The 12249-nt window shown below is 60.1% G+C and carries 11 protein-coding genes; 7 read left to right on the top strand and 4 right to left on the bottom strand.

From position 1 onward, the window contains the following. Positions 1-218: 218 nt before the first annotated feature. Positions 219-782: a nicotinamide riboside transporter PnuC gene (gene pnuC / locus JH25_RS25385; RefSeq protein WP_032875669.1), complete on the top strand. Its 564-nt coding sequence runs from the start codon at positions 219-221 to the stop codon at positions 780-782. Beyond that, the gene (locus tag JH25_RS25380; protein WP_032875672.1) at positions 779-1303 is read left to right on the top strand and encodes an AAA family ATPase; all 525 of its coding nucleotides are present in this window, start codon (positions 779-781) and stop codon (positions 1301-1303) included. Before pnuC ends, JH25_RS25380 begins: the two co-directional genes overlap by 4 nt. A gap of 119 nt (positions 1304-1422) precedes the next feature. Here JH25_RS25380 and ggt read toward each other — a convergent pair whose 3' ends face one another. Beyond that, positions 1423-3147: a gamma-glutamyltransferase gene (gene ggt / locus JH25_RS25375; protein ID WP_032875675.1), complete on the bottom strand. Its 1725-nt coding sequence runs from the start codon at positions 3145-3147 to the stop codon at positions 1423-1425. Between the two features lie 227 nt (positions 3148-3374). Between ggt and JH25_RS25370 the strand changes: the two genes are divergently transcribed. Then, positions 3375-4520: a MalY/PatB family protein gene (locus tag JH25_RS25370; RefSeq protein ID WP_032875678.1), complete on the top strand. Its 1146-nt coding sequence runs from the start codon at positions 3375-3377 to the stop codon at positions 4518-4520. A gap of 56 nt (positions 4521-4576) precedes the next feature. Here the strand turns inward: JH25_RS25370 and JH25_RS25365 are convergent, their stop codons facing one another. After that, positions 4577-4792 carry a TOBE domain-containing protein gene (locus tag JH25_RS25365; protein WP_003173733.1) on the bottom strand — a complete coding sequence of 72 codons (216 nt, stop codon included), beginning with the start codon at positions 4790-4792 and terminating at the stop codon, positions 4577-4579. A gap of 377 nt (positions 4793-5169) precedes the next feature. Here JH25_RS25365 and JH25_RS25360 point away from each other — a divergent pair, with 377 nt between their 5' ends. After that, positions 5170-6420: a ribonucleotide-diphosphate reductase subunit beta gene (locus JH25_RS25360; RefSeq protein WP_005788524.1), complete on the top strand. Its 1251-nt coding sequence runs from the start codon at positions 5170-5172 to the stop codon at positions 6418-6420. Positions 6421-6466: 46 nt separating this feature from the next. On the opposite strand, the gene JH25_RS25355 is transcribed toward JH25_RS25360, so the two are convergent. After that, complete coding sequence (locus JH25_RS25355) at positions 6467-6766, bottom strand: putative quinol monooxygenase (protein WP_032875681.1); 300 nt, start codon at positions 6764-6766, stop codon at positions 6467-6469. Between the two features lie 185 nt (positions 6767-6951). Here JH25_RS25355 and JH25_RS25350 point away from each other — a divergent pair, with 185 nt between their 5' ends. Then, positions 6952-7437, top strand: a complete 486-nt coding sequence (locus tag JH25_RS25350) for a DUF1289 domain-containing protein (protein WP_032875684.1) — start codon at positions 6952-6954, stop codon at positions 7435-7437. Between the two features lie 43 nt (positions 7438-7480). Here the strand turns inward: JH25_RS25350 and mdeB are convergent, their stop codons facing one another. Beyond that, positions 7481-10159, bottom strand: a complete 2679-nt coding sequence (gene mdeB, locus JH25_RS25345; protein WP_032875687.1) for an alpha-ketoglutarate dehydrogenase — start codon at positions 10157-10159, stop codon at positions 7481-7483. Positions 10160-10350: 191 nt separating this feature from the next. Between mdeB and JH25_RS25340 the strand changes: the two genes are divergently transcribed. Further along, positions 10351-11271, top strand: coding sequence for a class I SAM-dependent methyltransferase (locus JH25_RS25340; protein ID WP_032875690.1), 921 nt, complete (start codon positions 10351-10353; stop codon positions 11269-11271). Positions 11272-11419: 148 nt separating this feature from the next. Further along, positions 11420-12136 carry a phosphatidylcholine synthase gene (pcsA, locus tag JH25_RS25335; RefSeq protein WP_032875693.1) on the top strand — a complete coding sequence of 239 codons (717 nt, stop codon included), beginning with the start codon at positions 11420-11422 and terminating at the stop codon, positions 12134-12136. Positions 12137-12249 lie beyond the last annotated feature (113 nt).

Below are 12249 nucleotides of genomic sequence, written 5' to 3' on the forward strand. Positions count from 1 at the left end.
TTGCTTAGCCTTATGTAGGAGCGAGCTTGCTCGCGAAAAACCCAGAGGCGCCGCGTTTACTCAGGAAACACGCGTTACCGTTGACGTTTTTCGCGAGCAAGCTCGCTCCTACACGGGGCATGGTGGCGAGCCCCCTCCCACATTTGTATTGCTGTGTTTTGAGGATCGGTGAGCTCTGGGTACAATCACCGCCCTCTCCCACTTCCCAAGGATCCGCCATGTCCGGGCTTGAACTGTTCGCCGCCGCCCTGGGGGTGATCGCTGTCTGGCTGACGGTCAAACAAAACCCTTGGTGCTGGCCCATCGGCCTGGTGATGGTGCTGCTCTACACCTGGGTGTTTTTCGAGGTCAAGCTCTACTCCGACATGCTGCTGCAAGTGGTCTACGCCGCGTTGCAGGTGTATGGCTGGTGGCAATGGACCCGTGCCGGCGAAGTCAAACAGGGCCGTCAGGTCACCAGCCTGCGAGCGCCTGCGATCATGATCAGCCTGGCCGTAGGCGCCGTCGGCAGCCTGTTGCTCGGCGCCGCCATGGCTCACTGGACCGACGCCGCCCAGCCCTGGCTCGACGCCGCCCTCACCGGTTTCAGCCTGGTGGCGCAGATGTGGATGGCGCAAAAACGCGTGCAGTGCTGGGCGCTGTGGATTGTCGTTGACGTGATTTTTGTTGGGTTGTTCCTCTACAAAGGCCTCTACCTCACAGCCGCGCTCTATGCACTGTTTACCGTGATTGCCGTACAAGGCTGGCGCGAATGGCGCACCGACCCGGCGTTGCACTCATGAAGGTGGTGGTACTGGCAGGCCCCGAATCCAGCGGCAAAAGCTGGTTGGCGGCGCAACTGAACGCGCACTTCGGCGGGTTGATGGTGGGTGAATACGTGCGGCATTTCATCGATCACCATCAGCGTGACACGACCCTGGCGGATATCCCCGCCATCGCCCATGGCCAATTAGCCTGGGAAGACAGCGCCCGCGCCCGGCACCCTGCCCTGTTGATCCTCGACACTCATTTGCTGACCAACAGGCTATGGAGCCAGACCCTGTTTGGCGATTACCCCGGTTGGCTTGATGACGAACTGCTGGCCCGGCAGTACGACCTGCACCTGCTGCTCTCCCCCGAGGACGTGGAATGGAGCGCCGATGGCCAGCGCTGCCAGCCGGAACTGGCCGATCGCCGGGCGTTTTTCCAGGCCAGCCTGGAGTGGATGCAAGAGCATCAACAGCCGGTGGTGGTGATTCGCGGGGATTGGGAGCAGCGTCGCCAAGCGGCATTTTCCGCAGTAGAGCAGTTGCTCAAGCGCTGACACACTTCCCCTGTGGGAGCGGGCTTGCCCGCGAATGCTATGTATCAGCTAGCACATGCATAGACTGACCCACCACTTTCGCGGGCAAGCCCGCTCCCACATTTTTACCGTACCAGGTTTTAGTAACCCAACGACAAGCCCGTGTTGCGCCGCGGATCGTTCGCCCCATAGAAACGATTGTTACCCACTGGCTTGCCACCCAGGGAAGGCGCGCCTACCAGGATCGCCGCCAAGTGGTTGGCATCTTGCGGGCCTGCAAACTTATGGCCCCAGCTTTCGAGGATCTTCTGGGTATCCGGGCTGACCGCAAAGGTCTCAAGGTTAGTGGTCTCGGGCATCCATTGCTGATGGAAGCGTGGTGCGTCGACCGCTTCCTGGATATTCATCTTGTAGTCGATCACATTCAGGATGGTCAGCAAGGTGGCGGTGATGATGCGGCTGCCACCTGGCGTGCCGACCACCATGACCGCCTTGCCGTCCTTGGTGACGATGGTCGGGCTCATCGACGACAGCGGCGCCTTGCCCGGTGCGATAGCGTTGGCCTCACCCTGCACCAGCCCGTACATGTTCGGCACGCCGACCTTGACGGTGAAGTCGTCCATTTCATCGTTGAGGATCACCCCGGTCTTGCTCGCCATCACCCCGGCACCAAACCAATCGTTGAGGGTGTAGGTCACCGAGACCGCGTTGCCCCATTTGTCGACGATCGAATAGTGAGTGGTGTTGTTGCCTTCGTGGGGTGACACACCTGGCTTGATCGCCTGGGAATCACCGGCCTTTTGCGGCTCGATGGCAGCGCGCAACTTGGTGGCGTAGTTCTTGTCCAGCAGATGCTCGATCGGGTTCTTCACGAAATCCGGATCGCCGAGGTAGCTGTTGCGGTCCACGTAGGCATGGCGCATCGCTTCGATCTGGTAGTGCAGGCCCTGGGCCGAGTGATAACCGAGGTCGGCCATCGGGTAGCCTTCGAGGATGTTCATGATCTGGCAGATCACCACGCCGCCCGAACTGGGTGGCGGCGCCGAGACCACATGGTAACCACGGTAATCGCACTCGATGGGCGCCAGTTCGCGGGTCTTGTACTTGTCGAGGTCAGCCTGGGTGATGATGCCCTTGCCGGCCTGGCTGGAATCCACCAAGGCCTTGGCCACCCAACCTTTATAGAAACCGTCGGTGCCCTTGGCGGAGATTTCCTTGAGGGTTCTGGCCAGGTCTTTTTGCACCAATTTCTGGCCCACCTGCATCGGTTGGCCGTTGTGCAGAAAGATCCCGCGCAAATCCTGATCTTTCTCGAATTCGCCAGTGGCGGTGTGCAACAGGTCGATATCGCCCTGCTCCAGCTCAAAGCCGTTTTCCGCCAGTTTGATCGCCGGGGCAATCACTTGGGCGCGCTTGAGAGTGCCGTATTTGCTCAGGGCCAGTTCCATGCCGGAAACGGTACCCGGTACGCCGACCGCCAAATGGCCTTTGGCGCTGAGGCCCTCGACCACGTTGCCGGCCTTGTCCAGATACATGTCGGCGGTGGCCGCCAACGGGGCCTTTTCGCGGAAGTCGAGGAAGGTCTTGCGTCCGTCCGCCAGTTGCACGGTCATGAAACCGCCGCCACCGAGGTTACCCGCCGCCGGGTACACCACCGCCAGCGCGTAGCCCACGGCAACGGCTGCATCCACTGCGTTGCCGCCGGCCTTGAGCACATCCACGCCGACATGTGTGGCCAGGTGCTGGGCCGTCACCACCATGCCATTTTCACCGGCTACCGGGGCCTGGGAAGCGGCGTGAACACCGCTGACTGTCAACACGAGCGCAGTGGCGATCAAAGTGCGGTGCAAAGGTTGGTATTTCATCCATGGCTACTCTATTTATTGAGATGCGCCAAAATAGCCGCTCCCAAATCTAATCCCCAGTGCAATGGCGTTTTTATTACAGAACTTGTCGGTCATGGAACGGACGCGTAACGAAACAGCGAATAAACCGAATGTGGGAGGGGGCTAGCTCCCTCCCACATTTGTACCGCCAATGGCGCTAGAATCAGCGCCACTTTTTCGCCGCCGCTTTGATACGAGCCTTTTTCATGAGCTTTGATTTCGACACGCTCCACCCACGCCACGGTACCGGCAGTACCAAGTGGAGCCGCTACCCGCAAGACGTTCTGCCGATGTGGATCGCCGATATGGACATCGCCGCGCCGCCCGCTGTATTGCAAGCCCTGCACACGCGCCTCGACCAACAGATTCTTGGCTACAGCATGGCCGGCCCGGATGTGCGCGAGGCCATCATCGCGGACCTGTGGGCCAAGTACGCCTGGCGCGTACAACCTGAAGAACTGCTATTTCTGCCTGGCGTCGAGCCTGGTTTCAACATGGCCTTGCACGCCTTCGTCAAACCCGGCCAAGCGGTAGTGCTGCAAACCCCCAACTACCGGCCGATTCGCCTGGCACCCGGCAACTGGAACCTGCCGCGCATCGAAATGCCGTTCGAGTTGATCAACGGCGCATACGTCACGCCAATGCCTGCGATGCGCCAGGCATTGAGCGGTGCCGGTGCGCTGCTGCTGAGTAACCCGCACAATCCCATCGGCAAAGTATTCCCCCGCGAAGAACTGCAGGCCGTGGCCGACGCCTGCCTTGACAGCGGCGCGCTGATCATCAGCGACGAGATTCATGCCGAGCTGTGCTTCGATGGTCGCCGGCATATCCCCACTGCCAGCCTCAGCCCCGAGATTGCCCAGCGCACTATCACCCTGATGTCGGCGAGCAAGGCGTATAACGTGGCCGGCTTGAAGACCTGCTTCGCCGTGGTGCAAAACGCCGAGCTGCGCGAGCGCTTCAATAACGCGCGCTGCGGCATGGTCGACAGCGTCAGCCCCCTGGGCCTGGAAGCCACTCGCGCGGCCTACAGCCAATGCGGCGACTGGCTCGCTGCGCTGTTGCAGTACCTGCAGGCCAACCGTGATTACCTGCTCGATGCGCTAAAGACCCGCCTGCCCGGTGTAGTGATGCACGCACCACAAGGTACCTTCCTGGCGTGGCTCGATTGCAGCGCATTGGGCCTGGAAGACCCGCAACGGTTCTTTCTGGAACAGGCCAGGGTCGGCCTGAGTGCCGGGATTGAATTTGGCGATGACAGCCAACAGTTCGTGCGCCTGAACTTCGGTTGCCCACGGGCGATGCTCGAGGAAGGTATACAGCGCATGGAACGTGCCTTGCGCCAGCGCTGACTCGCCCAGCGAAACATTCGTGGGAGGGGTAAGCAATCCCCACCCACGTTATCCATTCACAACTTGGCGATGGACACTTCCGTCGACTTCACAAAGGCAATCACTTCGCTGCCCACCTTCAATTCCAGGTCACGTACCGAGCGCGTGGTAATCACCGAAGTAACAATGCCGGACGCCGTCTGCACGTCGATTTCCGACACGACTTCCCCCAGCAGAATTTCCTTGATTACGCCTTTGAACTGGTTGCGCACGTTGATCGCTTTGATGGTCATGTCGGCTTTCCTTTTGGCTGTTGGGTCAATCCGCACGAATGCGCAGGCCCCCAAAATGCGCCTCACGAGAAAACATTAAAAGGAATAAATAACTATTTATCCATTCCATAATGATATATGAGGGGAATGTCCTTCGGCGCCCATCTGCCCGGCGCCGCACTCTCGACAGCGACGTATGACCGCATATCTTGTGCGTTGACCAACCTTGTTACACACCATATAGTGTGCCCACAAACAGAACAGACCACTACATAGTGTGCAGAATCGGTATTCACCGACCACACTCAGCGCAGTATTTCAATGCCTGGTAGCCTGCAAATCGCACATTTTTTGGACGGGTTGAACACCGTCAGAACGGATCAGAAGGGAGTATTTCAATGCTGAGTTGGGATGAAGTCGACAACGAAGACACCGGTGCAGCGGTGATCAAAGGCGCCAACGCCGGCCATGCAAGCGAAGCCAACATGGACCGCCTCGACGGTGCCGGCGCCGCTGCTGCCCTGGAGGCGCGCAACGTGACCGCCAACGACTCCGCCGCGATCATCCGCGCCAAGGCCGCCCTGGACAAACTCGACGTCGCCGAAGGCCTCGCTGAGCTGGAAGGCTCCGCCGCCCGCGTCGCCGTCGACGAAAAGCGCATGATCAACTGCCGCGCCGACCTCAACCAACTCGTGCCTTTCAAGTACGACTGGGCCTGGCAGAAGTACCTCGACGGCTGCGCCAACCACTGGATGCCGCAAGAGGTCAACATGACCGCCGACATCGCCCTGTGGAAAAACCCCGAAGGCCTGACCGACGACGAACGCCGCATCGTCATGCGCAACCTCGGCTTCTTCTCCACCGCCGACTCCCTGGTCGCCAACAACCTGGTGCTGGCCGTGTACCGCCTGATCACCAACCCGGAATGCCGCCAGTACATCCTGCGCCAGGCATTCGAAGAGGCGATCCACACCCACGCCTACCAGTACTGCATCGAATCGCTGGCCATGGATGAGGGCGAGATCTTCAACATGTACCACGAGATTCCATCGGTCGCTAAAAAAGCCGCCTGGGGCCTGAAATACACCCGTTCGATCTCCGATCCCAAATTCGAAACCGGCACCGTCGAGACCGACAAGGAGCTGCTGCGTAACCTGGTCGCTTACTACTGCGTGCTGGAAGGCATCTTCTTCTATTGCGGCTTCACCCAGATTTTATCCATGGGTCGCCGCAACAAGATGACCGGCGTGGCCGAGCAGTTCCAGTACATCCTGCGCGACGAGTCGATGCACCTGAACTTCGGTATCGATGTGATCAACCAGATCAAAATCGAAAACCCGCACTTGTGGGATGCCGAGATGAAGGAAGAAGCGACCCAGATGATTCTGCAAGGGACTCAGTTGGAGATCGAGTACGCTCGCGACACCATGCCTCGCGGCGTGCTGGGCATGAACGCGGCGATGATGGAGGATTACCTCAAGTTCATCGCCAACCGTCGCCTGTCGCAGATTGGCTTGAAGGAAGAGTACCCAGGCACCACCAACCCGTTCCCGTGGATGAGCGAGATCATGGACTTGAAGAAAGAGAAAAACTTCTTCGAAACCCGCGTGATCGAGTATCAAACAGGTGGTGCGCTGAGCTGGGACTGACGTAACGCTGTAGGAGCGAGCAAGCTCGCTCCTACAGTCAACGGCTTCAGTTCGACACCTGCTCCAGGAAAATCAACTGCAACGGCTCGCTGAGCAAAGCATCCGCCGTGGCCGCAAAGTGCTGGAAGTACGGCGTGGCAAAATGCTCATCCAGTGCTGCCTGGCTCTTGAACGCCTCGCGCATATAGAACGTGCCGGGTTCATCGCGTCGCTCGAACAACACGTAATCCAGATTGCCAGGTTCGGCCCGCGTCGGTTCGATCAGGCTCAGCAAACCAGTCTTGAGCGCGTGTTCTTGGCCAGGTTTGGCCTTGAGTACGGCGAGGGATACCAGGGGTTTGGGCATGGCGATGTCTCTTTGAGTGGGTGGGTTGGAACAGCCGGCAACAGCGGTGAACATCACGGCATACAGCCAGGGTTTGATCGATGCTCTCATGGGTGTCGCTCGCAATGGATTGAAGCCATCGTTGCCCATTTGGCGACGCAGAAACACCGACTAAACACGCTTACACTTTCTTCAAAGGCTTGAAAATGCCGCACTCCATCAAGACCCCTTGCGTCGGCCTGTGCTCCACCGTCTACGGTGATCTGGTCTGTCGGGGCTGCAAGCGCTATCACCACGAGGTGATCCAGTGGAATGGCTATAACCCCGAGGAAAAACAGGCGGTGTGGCTGCGTCTGGAACAGCTACTGGTGCAGGTGATGGCCAGCAAGCTAGAGGTTTTCGACCCACACTGCCTGCGACAGCAGTTGGAGGCCCGCAAGATTCGCTTTATGCCGCACCAGTCGCCGTATTGCTGGGCATACCAGCTGATCGCGCGGGGTGCACGGGTGATTTCCAGGCTGGATGCCTATGGGTTGGCATTGCTGCCGGAGTTTCGCGAGCGCCACCTGGCGGATTTGCGCGATGCGATAGATCGGGAATTCTTTCTGCTTTCAGAGGCGCATTACGAGCGCTATATCGCCCCTGGATTCCTCAAGGATGCCTTCGGGCCAGCCTTGATCGCCACAGTCTAATGTGGGAGGGGCGGTGCGACGCTTCGACTTGCCCCCTCCCCAATCAGCAGGTCCAGGGCGCATCCCGTTCTGGCTGCAACCCGTAGAGATGAATCGCCCGCTGACACACCGCCGGCGCCAAACTCCCCTGCTCCACCAATACCGTCAACGCTGCCAGCACAATATGGTGCCGATCCACCTCAAAGAAATCACGCAACGCCGCCCGTGTATCACTGCGCCCAAACCCATCGGTGCCGAGCACGGTGTAGCCCGAATCCACGTACGAGCCAATCATCTGCGGCACTGCCCGCACATAATCGGACACGGCAATCACCGGCGCGCCTTTGGGCAAACAGTCATGCAAATGACTGACACGCTTGATGCCCTGCGGATGCAGGCGATTCCAGCGCTCCACCTCTCTCGCTTCCCGCGCCAGTTCACTGAAGCTGGTGACGCTGTACACCGCGCTTTGCACCTGCCAGTCGTCCATCAGCAACTGCGCCGCCGCCAGGGCCTCACGCACCAGCGTGCCGGAGCCGAGCAGGCGCACCTGCGCGTCCTGCGTACCCTGCAAGCGATACATGCCCTTGATGATCGCGCCTTCCACGCCTTCCGGCAGGCTGGGTTGCGGGTAGTTTTCGTTCATCAGCGTCACGTAGTAGAACTCGTCGACATCCTGCTCCAGCATCCGACGCATACCGTGGTCGAGGATCACCGCAAACTCACCGGCGAACGCCGGATCATAGGCGCGGCAATTGGGCACGGCGGCGGCAGCAAGGTGGCTGCTGCCGTCCTGATGCTGCAAACCTTCGCCGCCCAGGGTGGTGCGCCCGGCCGTGGCGCCGAGCAGGAAGCCCCGGGCACGCTGGTCGGCAGCTGCCCAGATAAGGTCGCCCACGCGCTGAAAACCGAACATCGAGTAATAGATATAGAAGGGCAACATGCGCAGGCCATGCACCGAGTAACTGGTCGCGGCGGCCACCCAGGAACTGATGGCGCTGGCTTCGCTGATGCCTTCTTCCAGGATCTGCCCGTCGGTGGCTTCGCGGTAACTGAGGATCGAGCCGATGTCTTCCGGCTCATAGTGCTGGCCGACACTGGAGTAGATGCCAATCTGCTTGAACAGGTTGGCCATGCCAAACGTACGCGCCTCGTCGGCAACGATGGGCACGATGCGCGGCCCCAATTGTCCGTCTTTGAGCAAGTGGGTGAGCATACGGACGAAGGCCATGGTGGTAGACATTTCCTTGCCTTCAGCGGCCGTGGCGAAACCCGCATAACCGCTCATGGACGGCACGCTGACCCGCGCTGCGAGCTGGCTGCGGCTGGGCACGTAACCGCCCAGGGTGTTGCGGCGCTGGTGCAGGTAGCGTAACTCCAGGCTGTCATCGGCCGGCTTGAAAAAACTCAAGGACTCGACCTGCTCATCCGACAGCGGCAATTGGAAGCGATTGCGAAAGGCAATCAGCGCCTGGCGATCAAGCTTCTTCTGTTGGTGAGTGGTCATCTTGCCCTGCCCGGCTTCGCCCATGCCAAAGCCCTTTTTGGTCTGGGCCAGGATCACCGTGGGTTTGCCCTTGGTCCGGCGGGCTGCGTGGTAAGCGGCGTGGATCTTGACCATGTCATGGCCGCCACGCTTGAGGCGGTCGATCTGCTCATCGCTCAGGCCCTCGACCAGCTTGGCCAGGGCTTCACTCTGGCCAAAAAAATGCTCGCGATTATAGGCGCCATCCTTGGCGGCGAAGGTTTGGAACTGGCCATCCACGGTCTGCGAAAGGGTTCGGACCAATGAGCCGTCGACGTCCTTGGCGAGCAACGCATCCCAGTCCGAGCCCCACACCAGTTTGATCACATTCCAACCGGCGCCGCTGAACAATGCCTCCAACTCGTCGATGATGCGTCCATTACCGCGTACCGGGCCGTCGAGGCGTTGCAGGTTGCAGTTGACGACCCAGGTCAGGTTATCCAGGCCCTCGCGGGCGGCCAGGGTCAGAGCTGACATGCTTTCCGGTTCGTCCATTTCGCCGTCGCCGAACACGCCCCATACATGGCGGTCCGAGGTGTCCTGCAAGCTGCGGTGCTGCAGGTAACGCATAAAGCGCGCCTGGAAAATCGAGCTGATGGGGCCAATGCCCATGGAACCGGTGGGGAACTGCCAGAAGTCGGGCATCAACCATGGATGGGGATAGCTGGACAGCCCGCGAGCGCCCTCCTTCGGCCCACCGATTTCTTGGCGGTAGTGGGCCAGATCCTGTTCTGTCAGGCGCCCTTCAAGGTAGGCACGGGCATAAATACCGGGCGCCGAATGGGGCTGGTAGAACACCAGGTCACCGCCGGATTGCTCGCTGCGGGCGCGGAAAAAGTGGTTGAAGCCCACTTCGAACAAATCCGCGGCGCTGGCGTAACTGGCGATATGCCCGCCCAGTTCGCCATACGCCTGATTGGCGCGCACCACCATGGCCAGGGCATTCCAGCGCACCAGCGAGGCGAGGCGCTCTTCGGTGGCCAGGTCGCCGGGAAAAGCCGGCTGCTGCTCGACGCTGATGCTGTTGATATACGGTGTGCCGTGGCGGGGTTTCCAGTCGATGCCCGGCGCACCGCCTTCGCGGGCCAGCAGGTCGAGAATTTCGCGGGCCCGGGCGGGGCCGGCATTGGCCACCAGCGAGGCCAGGGCATCACGCCACTCATCCAGCTCCTGCTGATCCTGCGCCGTGTGATTGACTGCGTGGGCGAAACCGTTCATGGGCACCTCCGGACTTTTTTTCCAGTTTATGTCGGTGCTGAAGGATTTTTTGCCTGTTATCAGGCTCACCCAACAGAATTTTGAGCATGAATCACTGTAGATCGGCTTTATTCCAGCACGTTGTGCTCATGCACCCGCAAACCCGGCAATTGTGTTTAAAATGCCGCCCGCCCGATGACTGACGCACAACGATGAACCCAGACGCACTCGCAACCCTTCACGCCCACTTGCTGACCGCCCTGGCTGACGCACCGGTGGAAACCCGGCGCCTGTTCCATGGCCGTGGCCGTTGCTGGCCGGGCCTGGAACAACTGACGGTGGACTGGCTGCAAGGGGTGGTGCTGGTAGCGCTGTTCAAGGAAACCGAGCACCTGCAAGCCCTCAAGCAGACGCTGCTGAACATCGACTGGGCGAGCTTTGGCGCGCACACAGTGGCGCTGCAACACCGCTACCTGCCGCAAAGCACCACCGAGTGGTTAGTGGGTGAGGCCATCGATGAGCTGACCATCACCGAGGGCGGCCTGCGGTACCTGATCGACCTGGGTAAAAAGCAGAACAGCGGGCTATTTCTGGACATGCGCTACGGGCGCAACTGGGTGCGCGAACAGGCCCAAGGCCAGCGCGTGCTGAATTTGTTTGCCTATACCTGCGGTTTTTCGGTGGCCGCCATCGAAGGCGGCGCCGACCATGTGGTGAACCTGGACATGGCCCGTGGCGCCCTCAGTCGTGGCCGCGACAACCATCGCCTGAACGGGCATGACCTGGGCAAAGTCACCTTCCTGGGCCACGACTTGTTCAAGTCCTGGGCCAAGGTCACCCACAGCGGCCCTTACGATCTGGTGATCATCGACCCGCCGTCATTCCAGAAAGGCAGCTTCCTGCTGACCAAGGACTACCAGCGCGTGCTGCGCCGCCTGCCGGACTTGCTCACCGCCCAAGGTACGGTGCTGGCGTGTATGAATGACCCAGCCTTCGGCGAAGATTTCCTGATCGACGGTGTAACCCGCGAGGCACCGGGCCTGCGCTTCGTGCAGCGCCTGGACAACCCGCCGGAATTCCCCGACGTCGATCCGCAAAGTGGGCTGAAGGCCCTGGTGTTCCGTCAGGGTTGATGCCGAATCGTCCTACGCTTGCTACGCTTACGCAGACACCGGGCGGTGAACCTTATCCCCCTCTTCCCGGTCGATACCTGCATTCCCCGGCCAGACTCGACGGCGCTACGTTGTCGGCTGCCCCGTTTGACCTTTTGGAGAACCGCCCGTGATATCGACCCTGCATGTAGCCAGACTCAAAGCCTGGGGCGCCCACGGCTTTACTGCCACCGGAGTGGTACTGGCCTTCCTGGCCACCCTGGCGCTGCTGGAAAACTCCCCCAAGGCGTGCCTGCTGTGGCTGGGCCTGGCGCTGGTGGTGGATGGCGTCGATGGCTCGCTGGCACGACGGGTGAATGTCAGCACGGTATTGCCCAGCTTTGACGGCTCGGTCCTGGACCTGGTGATCGATTACCTCACCTATGTGTTCATCCCCGCACTGTTTATCTACCGCTATATCGACCTGCCGGAATTTACCCACCTGTTTACGGTGTCGGTGATTCTGGTGTCTTCGCTGTTCTGCTTTTGCAATGTGAACATGAAGAGCAAGGACAACTACTTCGTCGGCTTCCCCGCCGCCTGGAACGTGGTCGCCCTGTGCGTGTACATCATCCAGCCTGACGCCTGGGTCACCTTGCTGACCGTGATCGGCCTGGCCCTGCTGACCGTGACACCGATGAAGTTTTTGCACCCATTCCGGGTCAAGCGCTTCATGCCGATCAATATTGCGGTGACTACGATCTGGTTACTGTGCAGCTTTTTGATGGTGGTGGACTATCCCAACACCAACCCGTGGACGTTCGGATTGTGGTCGCTGATGTCGGCGTATTTCCTGGGCATTTGCATCTGGCGTACGGCGCTGGAATGGCTGGGCGCGCACAAATGACCGAGCACGCTCGGTAAAAATGTGGGAGGGGGCTTGCCCCCGATAGCAGTGGGTCAGTGACCAATAAGCTGACTGACCCACCGCCATCGGGGGCAAGCCCCCTCCCACATTTG

Origin of the sequence: Pseudomonas sp. BRG-100 (genome assembly GCF_000737955.1) — a bacterium.
GTDB lineage: Bacteria > Pseudomonadota > Gammaproteobacteria > Pseudomonadales > Pseudomonadaceae > Aquipseudomonas > Aquipseudomonas synxantha_A.